This window comes from Streptomyces agglomeratus (assembly GCF_001746415.1).
GTDB classification, from domain to species: domain Bacteria; phylum Actinomycetota; class Actinomycetes; order Streptomycetales; family Streptomycetaceae; genus Streptomyces; species Streptomyces agglomeratus.
Map to the genome: position 1 here is coordinate 7263649 of NZ_MEHJ01000001.1, position 14570 is coordinate 7278218.

A 14570-nucleotide genomic window follows, 5' to 3' on the forward strand; every position below is an offset into this window, starting at 1 on the left:
ACGGAACGGCACATGGCAACGCACTGGCCCCCCGGCGACGACGGTCACCGGTGGGCCAGTGCGTTCCCCTCTTCCGTCAGCGGGTGCCGACAGCCGCGCGGACGGCCCGCCGGGCCATCGCGCAGTCGTCGTGCAGCCGCCGCAGCAGCAGCCGCTGCTCCTCACCGGTCGACAGCGCGCCCGCCGGTGCCTGCCTGGCGGCCCCGCTCACGGGGGCGGCCTCGCGCATGGTGCGCTGGACAGCGGTCTCGTACGTACGGATCTCCCGTGTCAGGACGAGCATCAGGTTCACCAGGAACGCGTCCCGCGAGGCTGTCCCCGGCGCCTGTGCCAGCTGGCTGATCTGCCGCCGCGCCGCCGGGGCGTCGCCCAGCACCGCCCACAGCGTCGCCAGGTCGTACCCCGGCAGGTACCAGCCGGCGTGCTCCCAGTCGACCAGGACGGGTCCGGCCGGCGACATCAGGATGTTGGAGAGCAACGCGTCGCCGTGACAGAACTGCCCCATGTTCTGCCGTCCGCCGGACGCGTGCGCGACCCCGTGGAGGAGCTTCTGGAGGTCGCCCAGATCGCGGTCGGTGAGCAGCCCCAGCGCGTGGTACCGGGAGATCCGCGAGGCGTAGTCGAGCGGCGCCTCGAAGATGCCGGGTGGTGGCCGCCACGCGTTGACCCGCGTGATCGCGCCGAGCACGGCCCGCAGGTCCGCGCGCGGCGGCGCCTCGGCCGGATGGCGGGTGAGAGCCGCGACCCGGCCGGGCATCCGCTCGATCACCAGGGCGCAGTTGTCGGGGTCCGCGGCGATCAGCCTCGGCACACGCACGGGTGGGCGGTGCCGGACGAACGCGCGGTATGCAGCTATTTCGTGCCGGAACCTCTCCGCCCAGGCGGGGGAGTGATCCAGTAAGCACTTGGCCACCGCGGTGGCGCGGCCTGTGGTGCCGACGAGCAGTACGGAACGTCCGCTGCGGCGCAGTACCTGCACCGGATTGAACTCCGGGCAGATCCGGTGCACCGAGGCGATGGCCTTCCGCAACTGCGCGCCCTGGGGGCCGGACAAGTCGAGTCTCCCGCTGAGCGGTGCGGACCCCAGCCCTGCCGCCGCGCGCCGGGCCCGTCCCGCGCCGAGTGACGCTCCGCCGGCGTGGTGGGGATCGAGATACGGTCCGCTGCCCGTCGCCACTGGACGGTACGGCCGAGGCGGGGCGGACACGGAGGACGATGCTGTGTACATGGGACAGATCCCTTCGCGCGCCGACGAGTTACGTGCGCCCGCCCGCCCCGGCAACCGGTCAACACCCTGGGGAATGCCGGCCGGTTGCCGGAACGGGGTGGCGCTTTCTTACCTGACACCCGCCTGCGGGTGGCACACCATCTGGCGGACCCTGGCGAACCCTGGCGAATATGCCCGGCGCCTCTGACACGGGGTTACTGTCGAATTCAGCCGAGAACCTGGGGGCTTGAAGTGACCGGAGAACCCAACACCCGCCTGGCAGACCTGTTCGGCCTCGCCGGCTGGTCCAAGGGCGAACTCGCGAGGCTGGTCAACCGGCAGGCGGCGGCCATGGGCCATCCGCAGCTGGCGACCGACACCTCGCGCGTACGACGCTGGATCGACATGGGGGAAGCCCCACGCGATCCCGTGCCCAAGGTGCTGGCAGCTCTGTTCACCGAGCGACTCGGCCGTGTCGTGACCATCGAGGACCTCGGGTTCGACCGGCACGGGCGCACGGGGAAACGGCGAGACGTCAGGAACGCAGACAATCCCGACGGTCTTCCGTGGGCGCCCGAACGGACGGCAGCGGTCCTCACCGAATTCACGGGAATGGACCTCATGCTCAACCGACGCGGCTTGGTGGGCGCGGGCGCCGCGCTCGCCGCAGGCTCCGCACTCAGCAGCGCCATGCACGACTGGATGCACACCGACCCCGCTCTGACGGCCGACGCTCCACACGCTCAAGATCCCCTGCACGCCGACCCCGCTGGGTACGACCGCTACGAGGCCGCCCCCATCGGGTCGCAGGAGATCGAAGAGCTCGAGCGATCCGTCGAAGTGTTCCGCGCCTGGGACGCCGCCCGCGGCGGCGGGCTCCAGCGCAAGGCGGTGGTGGGCCAGCTCAACGAAGTGGGCGGCATGCTCGCCTACCATCACCCCGACCACCTCCAGCGCCGGCTGTGGGGCGTGGCCGCCAACCTGGCGGTCCTCGCCGGCTGGATGTCGCACGACGTGGGCCTCGAACCCACCGCCCAGAAGTACTTCGTCATCGCCGCGCACGCGGCCCGCGAGGGCGGCGACCGCCCCCGCGCGGGGGAGGCCCTCTCCCGGGCCGCCCGTCAGATGGTGCACCTCGGAAAGCCCGACGACGCACTGGACCTGATGAAGCTCGCCAAGTCCGGGTCCGGCGACCAGATGCTGCCGCGCACCCGCGCCATGCTGCACACCATCGAAGCCTGGGCACAGGCAGCCATGGGCCGCGGCCAGGCGATGCGGCGCACGCTGGGGGAGGCGGAGGAACTGTTCGTGTCGGACAAGGGAGATGTCCCGCCGCCGAGCTGGATGCAGATGTTCGACGAGGCGGACATGCACGGCATGCAGGCCCTTGCCTACCGTACGCTCGCCGAGCACGACCCCTCGGCGGCGGTCACGGCGCAGCGGCACGCCAAGCAGGCGCTCCATCTCCGGGAGGGCGGCAGGCAGCGGTCGAAGATTTTCGACTACCTCTCGCTGGCTTCCGCGTGCTTCATCGCGGACGATCCGGAACAGGCCGACCGGTACGCACGCCTCGCGCTGGTGTCGATGGGGGAGACCTCGTCCCACCGCACGTGGGACCGGCTGCGTCAGATGTACCGGCTCACCGGCGAGTACGCCGGATACCCGAAGATCGAGGACCTGCGCGAGGAGATCCAGCTGGCGTTGCCCGCCAAGAAGGCGAACAGGAACACCACCATCTAGATTCTAGATTCCGTCTACGCCGCGATCCGGGCGATCAGCACGCAGGCGTCGTTCTCCCGCTCCGCCTCGCCGAACTCTTCCACGGCCAGCCGCACGCACTCCTGCGCGCTGCGGGCCTCGGCGAAGCGCGGCGCGAGATCCAGCAGCCTGGAAGGGCCGGCATCGTCCGTGGGGGTGCGGCGCGAGATTCCGTCGGTGTGCAACACCAGCAGGTCACCGGCGCGCAGCTGTACTTCGGCCTGCTCGTACGCGGCCCCGGAAGTCGCCCCGAGCAGCACGCCCTCCGGCGGCGTCAGCGCGCGCACCGTCCCGTCGCGGAACAGCAGCGGGGCGGGGTGGCCGGCCTGCGCCCAGGTCAGGAGCCGGGTGACGGGGTCGTAGCGACAGCACATCGCGCTGCCCAGCGCGGGCTGGGTGGAGGTCTCCAGCAGATGATTGAGGTGACCCATCAAAGCTCCGGGTGCGATACCGGCCATCGCCATCCCGCGCACGGCGCCGAGCAGCATGGCCATCCCGGAGGTCGCCGCGACGCCGTGGCCGGTCAGGTCGCCCACCGTCAGTAACGTCTGGCCGTCCGGCAGCTCCAGCGCGTCGTACCAGTCCCCGCCGATCATCGCGCTCGACGAGGACGGCAGGTAGTGGGCGGCGAGGTCGAGCGCCGCGGGGCCGCCGTGCGGGAGCCGCAGGGGACCGCGCCACGGCGGCAGTACCGATTCCTGGAGCTCGACCGCCAGCCGGTGCTCGGTCCGCGCGATGTGCTGCTGGTGCCGGAGCGAGTCGCGGGTCTCGCTCACGGCCCGCTGACTGCGGCGCAGCTCGCTGACGTCCCGCAGCACCGCCCACATGGAGGCGGTGCAGCCGTCGGAGTCGAGCACGGGTTCGCCCAGCATGTGCAGGGTCCGCACGACATCGTCGGTGCGCACGATACGGAACTCGCCGTCGATCGGTTTTCCGTCGACGAGGCAGTCGGTGACCATCGAGGCGAGGAGGCCCTGGTCCTCGGGGAGCAGCATGGAGGGGAGCTCGTCCAGCGTCAGGGGGCCGCTCTCCGGCGCGCGGCCGAAGATCTCGTACAGCTCGTCGGACCAGTGCGCCTCGTCGGTAAGGAGGTCCCACTCCGCGCTGCCGGCCCGGCACAGCAACGACGTACCGCTCGCGGCCGGCGGCCGGTCGGCGGGGGCTTCCCCGGTCTGTGCGGGCAGACCGGCCTTGAGCTGCCCCAAGTGGGCGCCCAGATCGTCGAGTTGATGCACTGCCAGTTCGCACAGAGCCCGCTGCCAGCGCCCCTGCGGGTCTTCGTCGTCCCCCGCGACCGTGTCCCGGCGCACCGCGTCCACGTCGCCGCGCAGCCGGCGCGTCTGTGAGATCAGTGCGTCGACGGAACCCCGCTCGGGCGGCTGGGGCGCAGGACGGTCCGCGAAGAGATGGGACGGCATGTCGTACTCCGATACAGGCGCGGCCGGGCCAGATCTGATGGATGGACCAGTTACGACTGTGGCACAGCGGGGAAAGGCCCGTAAGCCATTTGGCAACACTCGATACGGTGGTGCTTTTGGCATATGCCATGGGCCTCGCTGGAAGGCCCCGAAACGCCTCCACGGGATGCCGGATGCACGGGATGCGGGTCCGGGATGTCAGGATAGAGCCATGACGATCAAGGCTTACTTCGACATCACCATCGACGACCAGCCCGCCGGGCGGATCACCTTCAACCTCTTCGACGAGGTAGTGCCCAAGACGGTGGACAACTTCCGCGCGCTGGCCACGGGCGAGAAGGGCTTCGGCTACGCCGGGTCCTCCTTCCACCGCATCATCCCCGCGTTCATGCTCCAGGGCGGCGACTTCACCCGCGGTGACGGCACCGGCGGCAAGAGCATCTACGGCGAGAAGTTCGCCGACGAGAACTTCAAGCTCACGCACAACAAGCCGGGCCTGCTGTCGATGGCCAACGCCGGCCCGAACACTAACGGCTCCCAGTTCTTCGTCACCACCGTGGTGACGCCGTGGCTGGACGGCAAGCACGTCGTGTTCGGCGAGGTCGCCGACGAGGTGAGCATGGAGCTCGTCAAGAAGATCGAGGGCTACGGCAGCCAGAGCGGCAAGCCGAAGGCCAAGGTCACCATCTCCGAGTCCGGCGTCATCTGATCAACCGCCTTTCCCCGAGATTCCGGCCGTGAGCGCGTCGGCCGACGTCCGCGTCGGCCGGCGCTCCCACTGTGTGCCGGTTCGCAGGTGTTGGCCCGAACAGGGGCGGGGGAGAGTGCGGCGGGACGCCGCCGGACCAGCGCCCCCACCACCCGTGACGCCGGCCGTCAGCAACCCCGGCCCGGACCGTCCGTGACCGAGACCCGTGGACTACCCACGGGTCCTGCTCACGCACTCGGTGACCACGTCCCGCAGGCCACCGCTGCGGCTCAGCAGCTCCCGCTGGACGCGCGCCCCGTTCCCGGTCTTCAGCAGCGCCGCCAGGCCCTCCTGGGCGGGTACCACGTCACCGCTGTCCTCCAGGGCGTCCCGGACGTGATCGAACAGCGCCCGCACGACCGCTTCCGCCGGAGCGGGACGCATCGTGACCGGATGGATCAGCTCCCCCTCCAGCCCCGACCGCCCGGCCCGCCACGCGGCCAGCCGCAGCAGCCCGACGCCGTGCCGCGCGGGCGGCTCGCCGGCCCGCCACTGGCGGGCCGCCGTCTCCACCAGGGCACGCACCAGCGTGGCCACGAGCACGGTCGTACCGGGATCGAGGCAGACGTCGGCGACCCGCACCTCCACGGTGGGGTAATTGTGCGAGAGCCGGGCGTCGAAGTAGATCATCCCCTTGTCCCGCAGCGCGCCCGTGCCGACCATGTCGTTCACCTGCTGGTGGTACCGGTCGGCGCTGCCGAAGATCTCCACCGGCCCGGACGACGGCCACCGCCCCCACACCCGGCTGCGGTAACTGCTGTAGCCGCTGTCCTTGCCCTGCCAGAACGGCGAGTTCGCGCTCATCGCGAGGAGCACGGACAGCCACGGCCGGATCCGGTCCAGTACGGCCACACCCTCGTCGTCGGAGTCCACCGACACATGGACATGGCAGCCGCACGTCAGCTGCTCCTGTGTGGTCAGCCCGAACTGTTCCTCCAGCCACCGGTACCGCTCGCCGCTGCCGATGACCGGGCTGACCGGGAGCGGAGACGTGGCCAGGGCGACCACGGCGGCGCCGACGTCCTCCGCGTGGCGCGCGGCCTCGGCCCGCCAGCGCCTGATCTCCTCCGCGAGATCGCCCATGGAGGTCTGCGGCCGGGTGGCGAACTCCAGCATCTGCCGGTGCAGCTCGGCCTCGAAGACCTCGCCCTCGTCGCCGCCCTCCCGTGACACTGCCGCCAGTACCGCGGTGGACAACGCCTGCGGCTCACCGGTCAGGGCATCCACCAGGAGGAGCTCCTCCTCCACTCCGACACTACGCAAGTCGACTGCCTTTCCGCGGCGCGGCCGGATGCGGGCCCGCGCAATGCTGTATCCATGGTTCAGGGACCCCGCGCCACGGCTGCGATCACGACCGGATCAGGCAGTACGTGCTGCGGTTCCTTACCCTGTGCCCTGCGCCCGGGTCTTAATGCCGCCGATCTCCGCGGGGCCGGTCCGGCTAGGACGCCCGTGCCTTGCGCCGCCCGGCTTTGCCGCTCTTGGCGCTGAGGGCCGTGACGAGCTCCTCGCGGGTCATGGAGGAGCGGCCCGGGACCCCGGCGTCCGCGGCGCGCTGGTAGAGCTCCGCCTTGGTGAGGGAATCGAGCGAACTCGCCTTCGCCGCCCTGGGTTCTCTCCCGGGCTTCGCCGCACCGCCGGCCCGGCGCTTGTCGGCCGTGTCTTTGATCCGGGCGACCGGGGCACTCTCCTCGGCCGTCTTCCCCCGCCCGCCGCGCTTCGCGCCCTTGGCCTGGTCGACGCTGGCCCGCAGCGCCTCCATCAGGTCGACCACGTTCGTCGACGCGGCCGGGGGCTCCGCCTTCTCGACCGACTCGCCGCTGCGCTTGGCCTCGATGAGCCCGGCCACCTGCTCCTGGAAGGTGTCGTGGAACTCCTCGGGATTCCAGTCCATGCTGAGCGTCTCGACGAGCTGCTGGGCCATCTTCAGTTCGCGGCCGGTGACCTCGGTGTCTTCGGGCAGCGTGCCGATCTCCGTGCGCGGATCGCGGATCTCGTCGGCCCAGTGCAGGGTGTGCAGCGTCAGGAGCCCGCCCTCGGCCTTCACGGCCACCAGATACTGACGGTTGCGCATGACGAACGTGGCGATGCCCGCCTTGCCCGATTCGGCCAGAGCCTTCTCCAGCAGGGCGTAGATCTTGGCGTACTCCTTGCCCTTCGGACCGAGGTAGTACGTCTTGTCGAAGAAGACGGGCTCGACGTTTTCGAGGTCCACGAACCCGGTGATCTCCACGGCCTGGGAGCGGCCGGGGGCGATGTCCTCCAGCTCGCCGGGCTCGACGAGTACGTACTCGTCCCCGGCGTCGTAGCCCTTGACGATCTCGTCGAGCGGCACCTCTTCGCCGGTGCGCTCGTTCACGCGCTTGTTGCGGACCCGGTCCGACGTGCCGCGCTGGAGCTGGTGGAAGTGGATGGTGTGGCTGTCCGTCGCCGTGAACATCTGTACGGGCAGGGACACCAGGCCGAAGGTCAGAGCCCCGCTCCACACCGGACGCGCCATGGCAGCCGCCACCTCCTCCTGCATCCATGGCACCCCCACGCGCCCCGTTCCGCATCCCGGGGGCGGGCGGGTGCGCGGTGTGTCACTGGAGTGCGCGCACCGCGGCCGTGAAGAGCGGCGGCATCCTGGCCGCCGCCGGAACGATCAGGCGGGCGACGGCGGCGTGACCGCTCATCCGTACGAGGCCCTCGGTCAGCAGGCGGTGCCGCAGGGACAGCCGCCGCCAGCAGCGCTCGTACGCCTGCGGCCGTCCCGCCTTCAGACACCGCACCGCTGCCTCGGCCGACGCCAGCGCGAGCGCCACGCCCTCACCGGTGAGCGCGTCGGTGTACCCGGCCGCGTCACCCACCAGCAGCACCCGCCCGGCGGTGCGGCGACGGGCCCGCTGGCGCAGCGGACCCGCGCCCCGCACTGAGCCGGCCGGAGGCCGCCCGTCCAGGAGCCGGAGCAGGTGCGGGAAGTGGGCCAGATGGGCGTCGAAGCCGCGCTTCGCGGTGCTCAGCACGGCCACGCCCACCACACCGTCGCCGACCGGCGTCACGTATGCCTCGCCGTGGACGGACCAGTGCACCTCGACGAAATCCGTCCACGGAGCCATCCGGTAGTGCCGTCGCAGGCCGAAGCGCCGGGGCCGGCGACTGGGCACGTCCAGGCCGAGCGCGTGGCGCAGCGGCGAGTGCAGGCCGTCCGCGGCGGCCAGCCACCGTGCCCGCAGCCCTCCCGCGCTGACCGAATCCGTACTCTGCCGCACCTCCGTGACCCTGCCGATGACGACCTCGACGCCGACTTCGGCCGCCCGCCGGGCCAGCGCCGCGTGCAGGTCCGTACGGCGCACCCCCAGGCCGGTGCCGTCGCCGAAGAGCGCCTGCGCCTGGTGGTGCCCGTCGACGTAACGGATACCGCGCAGCGGCCGTCCGCCGACCCGTACCCCGAGGGCCTCCAGGGCCAGCACGCCACCGGGCATGATCCCCTCACCGCACGCCTTGTCCACGGGCGTGGCGCGTGGTTCGACCACGACCACCTCCATGCCGGCCCCCGCCGCGTGGATGGCGGTTGCCAGTCCCGCCGGTCCGCCGCCCGCCACGAGCAGGTCGATCACAGCTTGGCACCCGCCCCGCTCCCGGCGGCTGAGGGCGCCGACAGCCCCAGCGCCTCGTTCTCGCAGCGGACGCGTACGGTGAGCAGCGCCGCGTTGAGGCCGGTGAACAGCGCCGCGGTCAGCCAGGCGCCGTGCACGAGCGGCAGGGCGACCCCTTCGGCCACCACCGCGACGTAGTTGGGATGGCTCATCCACCGGTACGGTCCGCCGGCCACCAGGGGCAGGCCCGGCACCACCAGCACCCGTGTGTTCCACCGGCGTCCCAGGGTGCGGATGCACCACCAGCGCAGCGCCTGCGAGGCCACCACGACGGCGGCCATGGTCCAGCCCACCACCGGGTCGAACGGCCGTCCCCACCCATGGACCTCGGCCAGGCAGCCGACGAGCAGCCCGGTGTGCAGGACGACCATCACCGGATAGTGCCCGCGCCCCGCCTCGAACGCGCCGCGCGCCAGGCTCCAGCGGGCGTTGCGGCGGGCCACGACGAGTTCGGCGAGGCGTTCCACGCCGACCGCCAGGACCAGCGAGGTGTACCAGAGCATGAGTTCCTCTCCCTACCAGCGCAGCAGGACGAGTTCGGAGCAGAAGCCCGGTCCCATGGCGAGCAGCAGCCCGGCGCTGCCCGCGGGAGGACGGCGTTCGGCGAGGGTGTCGCGCAGGACGTGGAGCACGGAGGCCGACGAGAGGTTGCCCACGGCCGCCAGCGAACGCCAGGTGACGTCGAGAGCGCCGTCGGGCAGTTCCAGCGCTTCCCCGACGGCTTCGAGTACCTTCGGGCCGCCGGGGTGGCACACCCACGCCGTAATGTCCTCGCGGCGCAGACCGTGCCCGGCGAGGAATGCGTCGACGTCCCCCGCGAGGTTCTTGCGTACGACGTCGGGGACGCTGGCATCCAGTACGACCCGGAATCCGGAACCTGTGATGTCCCACCCCATCACGTGCTCGCTGTCCGGGTAGAGATGACTGCGCGTATCGACCACGACCGGTCCGGCCGCCGGCCGGCGGGCACCGCACGCGACCACCGCCGCGGCGCCGTCCCCGAAGAGCGCGCCGGCGACCAGGTTGGCCGCCGAGGCGTCGTCACGCTGGAAGGTGAGCGAGCACAACTCCACCGACAGGAGTACCGCCACGTCGTCCGGACGGCCCAGCAGGTAGTCGTGCAGACGCGCGATGCCGGCCGCGCCCGCCACGCAGCCCAGACCGAAGACGGGCAGACGCTTGATGTCCGGCCGCAGCCCGAGCGGCCCCACCAGACGCGCGTCCACCGAAGGGGTGGCGATGCCGGTCACCGAGGTGAACATCAGCAGGTCGACATCGCGCGGGGAGAGCCCCGCCGCGTCGAGCGCCCCGCCCAAAGCCTCGGCGCCCAGGCTCAGCGCCCCCTCGACGAAGGCGTCGTTGAGCGCGCCGAAGTCGCGAGGCTCCGCGTACGCGGCGAGGGGGAGCGCCGTATGACGGGTGCTGACCCTCGCGCTGTCGTGGAGCCGGTCGAGAACCCGGCGGTCGGCCCCCTCGGGCAGACACACCCGGGCGATCATGTCCGTGATATCCCGCTGGGCGTGCCGGTGGGGAGCGAGAGCTCCGTGGACAGCTGCGATCCGGGTCATCTGGGGTCCGAGGTCGGCGGTGGGGGGGACCCTGCAATCAGTGCCCCCGCTCGCCGTCGCCACACGCCTTGTCGCTCGTCCGGCCGCTCACCGCCGGCGACCGTCCGGCCGCCTAGCATGGGCGCGTGGACACTGAGGTCGCGTACCGGGCACCGGCAGGGACCGCCACCAGCCGCCGGCTTCGATCGGTCCGGGGGCTCCTGATGGCATGTCATCCCGGCCCGGCCCTCGCAGTCGGCGCGCTGACGACCGCGCTGGCGGCGGCCTGCGGGCAGGACGCGGCCGGGTGTCTGCTGGTGGCCGCCGCCGTGCTGACGGGGCAGCTGTCCGTCGGCTGGAGCAACGACGCCGCCGACGCCGCGCGCGACCGCGCCGTCGGGCGGAGTACCAAACCCGTGGCCGCCGGTTCGGTGAGCGCCGGTGCCGTACGCGGCGCGGCGCTCACCGCGCTCGTCCTGTGCGTACCGCTGTCCCTTGCGTACGGCCTCCTCGCGGGTACGGTCCACCTGGCCGGCGTCGCGGCGGCCTGGGCGTACAACCTCGGGCTGAAGGCGACCGTGCTGTCCTGGCTGCCGTACGCGGTGGGGTTCGCGGCGCTCCCCGCGTTCGTCACGCTCGGGCTGGAGGGGCGGTCCTGGCCGCCCTGGTGGATCGTCGCCTGCGCAGCGCTGCTCGGTGTCGGCGCGCATCTGGCGAACGTCCTGCCCGACATCGGCGACGATCTGGCCACCGGTGTATGCGGCTGGCCGCAGCGGCTGGGCGCCGCCCGGGTGCGGCTGCTGCTGCCGCTGCCCCTGGTGACGGCCACCGCGCTGACGGCGTTCGCGCGCCCCGGCCCCGCCGACACCGCCGGGGCGGCGGCGCTGCCGGTGGCGCTGGCCCTCGCGGCCGGCGGCGCGCTGCTGGGCCGCCGCTTCCCCAGGCTGCCGTTCCTCGCGGCGATCATGGTCGCGGCGGTCGATGTCGCGCTGCTCCTCCGGGAGGGAGCGGCCGTCACCTGACCCCGGCGCGGGGCCTGCGCCATCCGGGCGACGGGCGGCGCCGTCGGCTCAACAGGACGCGCTGTGGAGGCCCCTGGGCGGGGATCCTGAGGCACACTCCCCCCGAGGAAAGGTTCAGCGATGCTGGAGCGCAGCCGACGCAAGAAGCACACGGAGATCACGTTCGTCATTCCGGCGGGCCAGGCCTGCGGGCAGGTCAGCGTGGTCGGCGACTTCAACGACTGGCAGCCGGGAGCCCACCCCTTCACCGAGCGGGAGGACGGCACCCGCTCCGTCACCGTCACCCTCCCCAGGGAACAGCGCTACGGCTTCCGCTATCTGGCCCACGGCGACTACTGGTTCAACGACGGCCAGGCGGACGACCAGGACGGTCACAACAGCGTCGTCCACACCTGAGCGTGTCGCCGGGCCGTGCCGGGGCACCGTACGGGCGTCGGGTGCCGGCAGCCGAGTGCCGGCGCGTCGTCCCGGTCACGGCCGGTGAGCGGTCCGGCGCCGCACAGAACACCTGATCGAGCGGCCTGGCTAACCGCGACAGTACTGGGTACACAATGCCTAGTACTGGGACGGATCGGGCGGCCCGACGGGTCGCCCCCGTGGAGAAGGAAGTTGCGATCATGAGTGCTCAGCACCGTACGGCGTCGGTCGCCCGGACCCCGGTACAACAGGCGGCGCTGCTGGTCGGCGCGGTCTTCCTGCTGGTCGGTGTCCTCGGCTTCATCCCCGGCATCACCACGGACTACGACACGATGAAGTTCGCCGAGCACGACTCCGAAGCCAAGCTGTTCGGCCTCTTCCAGGTGTCCGTGCTGCACAACCTCGTCCACCTCCTCTTCGGCATCGCCGGTGTGGCCATGTCCCGCGCCGTGTCCACCGCCCGTACCTTCCTCGTCGGCGGCGGGGTCGTCTATCTGGCGCTGTGGCTGTACGGCCTGCTCATCGACCACGACAGCGCGGCCAACTTCGTACCCCTCAACACCGCCGACAACTGGTTGCACTTCGTTCTGGGGCTGGCCATGATCGCCCTCGGCGTCCTGCTCACCCGCCGCACGCGCACCGGCGCGGCACGATAACCGGGGCCGGCGTGATCACGGTGGGGGTCGAGGAGGAGTACCTCCTCCTCGACCCGGACACGGGACTGCCGGTACCGCTGGCCGAAGAGGTTCGGGGGTCGTCGGGCCTGGAGCCGGTGGTGGACCGGCGCGAGGTGCAGTGCGAGCTGCTCCAGGCGCAAGTGGAGGTCGCCACGCCGGTGTGCACCGACCTGGAGGAGGTGGGCGGACACCTGCTGCGCCTGCGCCACGCGGTCGGCGCCGCCGCCGAGGAGTTCGGATGCCGCCTCGCCGCCTGCGCGACAGCGCCCTTCCGGGAGGTCGCGCCGGTGCCGGTGACCCGGTCACCGCGCTACCTCGCCATAGAGTCCCAGGCTCCGCAGCTGGTCGCGGAGCAGCTGGTCAACGGCATGCACGTGCACGCGGCCGTGTCCGATCCGGAGATGGGCGTCGCGGTCCTGAACCGGATCAGGGTGTGGCTGCCCGTACTGGTGGCCATGTCGGCGAACTCACCGCTGTGGGACGGCCACGACACCGGCTTCTCCAGCTGGCGCACCGTGATCTTCGGCCGCTGGCCCGTCAGCGGGCCCCCGCCGCATTTCGCCGGTCTGGCCGACCACGAGCGGCGGATCCGGGGACTGCTCACGTCCGGGATCATCAGTGACCCGGGCCAGGTCTACTGGCAGGCCCGCCTCTCCGACAAGTACCCCACGGTCGAGGTGCGGTGCATGGACGTGCAGCTGAGGGCCGACGACGCCGTCATGTTCGCGGGCATCGTACGGGCGCTCGTCTCGACCGCCATCGCCGAGGAGAAGGCCGGGGTGCCGCTGGCCGTCTGCCCGCCGGAACTGCTGCACGGAGCGAACTGGTACGCCGCGCGCGACGGCATCAGCGGCTCGCTGGTGGACCCCGACGGGAGGCTCCGCAGCGCGGGCGACGTGATCTGCCGGCTGATGGACCACATCGCACCCGCCCTGGAGGAATCGGGAGACGCGCGGGAGGTGTCCTCCCTGGTCCACCGCCTCCTGCGGCAGGGCACGTCGGCGGACCTCCAGCGCCGCGCGCTGGCGGAGGGCGGAACGCGGGCGCTGACCGATCTCGTCACTTTGCAGGGCGCGCCGCAGTGACGGACCGGGGTCGCCCGGGAGCGGCCTTCCTCCGTGCGAATATCTGTCGTGACGGTGGTAGACATCTGAGTCCACAGTGATTAGAGTTTCTAACGTAGCCAACGAAGTCAGCACAGCGCGGCAGAGACGACCGGCGCGTGCGGTGCACACGGCGCCGCACCAGACCAAGGCAAACCGGAATTGATCAGCAAGGGAGGAACAGACGCCATCAGGATCCCTGAGTGAGGATGCCGTTCGCTCAGGCACCGCAGACCCCGGATGGGAAGGTGGTCCCCGGTTACGCATCCAAGGTCCCGCATCTCCGGCCTCCCCGGCGGACGTGCGGCAAAAGAATAGTCGGCGTAAGTGCCGACAGATGGTGTTGAACCCCTAAGGCCCCGGTGCCGGACGCACCGGGGCCCCTCTGTGTGCCCGTCCGGCATCCACCGCGTATCTGTGGCCGCCGAAACAGAAAATAACCCCCCGCGCGGCAGCGGTTTCATCGATGGTTTTACGGCTTCCGGGTGAAATGATATTACTTGCCGCCCTCTCGCGCTCAAGTCGTGCTACGGTAAATATCAGTTGCAGTTGTGGTTCCCAAAGACTTCAAGTGCTCTTGTCGGCCGTTCGTGCCGTCGAGTGCACTTTTATATTTCCGGTGCTGTTTTCCGGAGGGGCGATCATCGCGGCGACACCGGTACTCGCACAGTGCGGTTCCGGGCACTGCCCCGAAGGAGATATGACATGGCTACTGGCACCGTGAAGTGGTTCAACGCGGAAAAGGGTTTCGGCTTCATCGAGCAGGAGGGCGGCGGCGCTGACGTCTTCGCCCACTACTCGAACATCGCCGCCCAGGGCTTCCGCGAGCTCCAGGAGGGCCAGAAGGTGAACTTCGACGTCACGCAGGGCCAGAAGGGCCCGCAGGCGGAGAACATCGTTCCCGCCTGACGCTCAGGCGTACGGCGCAGCTGGGGCCCGCACCTTGGGGTGCGGGCCCCAGCTCGTTGATTTCCGGGCCGCTCTGTCGTCGGCGTTTTTCGTGTTTTTCTCGGCTCGTTATCGGGCGTGCCCTTT

The 14570-nt window shown here is 71.1% G+C and carries 14 protein-coding genes; 7 read left to right on the forward strand and 7 right to left on the reverse strand.

The genetic code is table 11. From position 1 onward, the window contains the following. Positions 1-76 precede the first annotated feature (76 nt). Positions 77-1228 (reverse strand): aminoglycoside phosphotransferase family protein, encoded by a 1152-nt coding sequence (locus AS594_RS31770; RefSeq protein WP_069775280.1) that lies wholly within the window; start codon positions 1226-1228, stop codon positions 77-79. 231 nt (positions 1229-1459) lie between these two features. Here AS594_RS31770 and AS594_RS31775 point away from each other — a divergent pair, with 231 nt between their 5' ends. Next, positions 1460-2947, forward strand: coding sequence for a DNA-binding protein NsdB (locus AS594_RS31775; RefSeq protein ID WP_069775279.1), 1488 nt, complete (start codon positions 1460-1462; stop codon positions 2945-2947). Positions 2948-2961: 14 nt separating this feature from the next. On the opposite strand, the gene AS594_RS31780 is transcribed toward AS594_RS31775, so the two are convergent. Beyond that, on the reverse strand, positions 2962-4383 hold the full coding sequence (locus AS594_RS31780) for a PP2C family protein-serine/threonine phosphatase (protein ID WP_069935630.1): 1422 nt from the start codon (positions 4381-4383) through the stop codon (positions 2962-2964). 211 nt (positions 4384-4594) lie between these two features. Between AS594_RS31780 and AS594_RS31785 the strand changes: the two genes are divergently transcribed. Next, positions 4595-5092: a peptidylprolyl isomerase gene (locus AS594_RS31785; protein WP_069935631.1), complete on the forward strand. Its 498-nt coding sequence runs from the start codon at positions 4595-4597 to the stop codon at positions 5090-5092. A 210-nt stretch (positions 5093-5302) separates the two neighbouring features. Here the strand turns inward: AS594_RS31785 and AS594_RS31790 are convergent, their stop codons facing one another. The 5 genes from AS594_RS31790 to AS594_RS31810 all read right to left on the reverse strand — a co-directional run bounded on the left by AS594_RS31790 (position 5303) and on the right by AS594_RS31810 (position 10337). Continuing rightward, on the reverse strand, positions 5303-6394 hold the full coding sequence (locus tag AS594_RS31790; protein WP_069935632.1) for a glutamate--cysteine ligase 2: 1092 nt from the start codon (positions 6392-6394) through the stop codon (positions 5303-5305). 178 nt (positions 6395-6572) lie between these two features. Next, positions 6573-7655, reverse strand: coding sequence for a non-homologous end joining protein Ku (gene ku, locus AS594_RS31795; protein WP_079148783.1), 1083 nt, complete (start codon positions 7653-7655; stop codon positions 6573-6575). Between the two features lie 58 nt (positions 7656-7713). Next, a complete protein-coding gene (locus AS594_RS31800; protein WP_069935633.1) occupies positions 7714-8730 on the reverse strand; it encodes an NAD(P)/FAD-dependent oxidoreductase in 1017 nt (338 codons plus the stop codon). Then, positions 8727-9272, reverse strand: a complete 546-nt coding sequence (locus AS594_RS31805) for an isoprenylcysteine carboxyl methyltransferase family protein (protein ID WP_069775269.1) — start codon at positions 9270-9272, stop codon at positions 8727-8729. Before AS594_RS31805 ends, AS594_RS31800 begins: the two co-directional genes overlap by 4 nt. Before the next feature lie 12 nt (positions 9273-9284). Next, complete coding sequence (locus AS594_RS31810) at positions 9285-10337, reverse strand: type III polyketide synthase (protein WP_069775267.1); 1053 nt, start codon at positions 10335-10337, stop codon at positions 9285-9287. Positions 10338-10462: 125 nt separating this feature from the next. Between AS594_RS31810 and AS594_RS31815 the strand changes: the two genes are divergently transcribed. From AS594_RS31815 to AS594_RS31835, 5 genes are all read left to right on the forward strand, one after another. Next, positions 10463-11338: a UbiA family prenyltransferase gene (locus tag AS594_RS31815; protein ID WP_069935634.1), complete on the forward strand. Its 876-nt coding sequence runs from the start codon at positions 10463-10465 to the stop codon at positions 11336-11338. 120 nt (positions 11339-11458) lie between these two features. Continuing rightward, positions 11459-11734, forward strand: coding sequence for an isoamylase early set domain-containing protein (locus AS594_RS31820; RefSeq protein WP_069935635.1), 276 nt, complete (start codon positions 11459-11461; stop codon positions 11732-11734). A gap of 221 nt (positions 11735-11955) precedes the next feature. Continuing rightward, positions 11956-12411: a DUF4383 domain-containing protein gene (locus AS594_RS31825; protein WP_069935636.1), complete on the forward strand. Its 456-nt coding sequence runs from the start codon at positions 11956-11958 to the stop codon at positions 12409-12411. An 11-nt stretch (positions 12412-12422) separates the two neighbouring features. Then, positions 12423-13517 (forward strand): carboxylate-amine ligase, encoded by a 1095-nt coding sequence (locus AS594_RS31830; RefSeq protein WP_069775261.1) that lies wholly within the window; start codon positions 12423-12425, stop codon positions 13515-13517. Positions 13518-14240: 723 nt separating this feature from the next. Beyond that, positions 14241-14444 carry a cold-shock protein gene (locus AS594_RS31835; protein ID WP_006604711.1) on the forward strand — a complete coding sequence of 68 codons (204 nt, stop codon included), beginning with the start codon at positions 14241-14243 and terminating at the stop codon, positions 14442-14444. The last annotated feature ends 126 nt before the right edge of the window (positions 14445-14570 follow it).

What these genes read in the sequence shown, in the direction of transcription:
- AS594_RS31770 (WP_069775280.1), bottom strand. Translation starts at nt 1,228, where the DNA reads ATGTACACAGCATCGTCCTCCGTGTCCGCCCCGCCTCGGCCGTACCGT.
- AS594_RS31820 (WP_069935635.1), top strand. Translation starts at nt 11,459, where the DNA reads ATGCTGGAGCGCAGCCGACGCAAGAAGCACACGGAGATCACGTTCGTC.
- AS594_RS31810 (WP_069775267.1), bottom strand. Translation starts at nt 10,337, where the DNA reads ATGACCCGGATCGCAGCTGTCCACGGAGCTCTCGCTCCCCACCGGCAC.
- AS594_RS31835 (WP_006604711.1), top strand. Translation starts at nt 14,241, where the DNA reads ATGGCTACTGGCACCGTGAAGTGGTTCAACGCGGAAAAGGGTTTCGGC.
- ku (WP_079148783.1), bottom strand. Translation starts at nt 7,655, where the DNA reads ATGCAGGAGGAGGTGGCGGCTGCCATGGCGCGTCCGGTGTGGAGCGGG.
- AS594_RS31805 (WP_069775269.1), bottom strand. Translation starts at nt 9,272, where the DNA reads ATGCTCTGGTACACCTCGCTGGTCCTGGCGGTCGGCGTGGAACGCCTC.
- AS594_RS31785 (WP_069935631.1), top strand. Translation starts at nt 4,595, where the DNA reads ATGACGATCAAGGCTTACTTCGACATCACCATCGACGACCAGCCCGCC.
- AS594_RS31825 (WP_069935636.1), top strand. Translation starts at nt 11,956, where the DNA reads ATGAGTGCTCAGCACCGTACGGCGTCGGTCGCCCGGACCCCGGTACAA.
- AS594_RS31780 (WP_069935630.1), bottom strand. Translation starts at nt 4,383, where the DNA reads ATGCCGTCCCATCTCTTCGCGGACCGTCCTGCGCCCCAGCCGCCCGAG.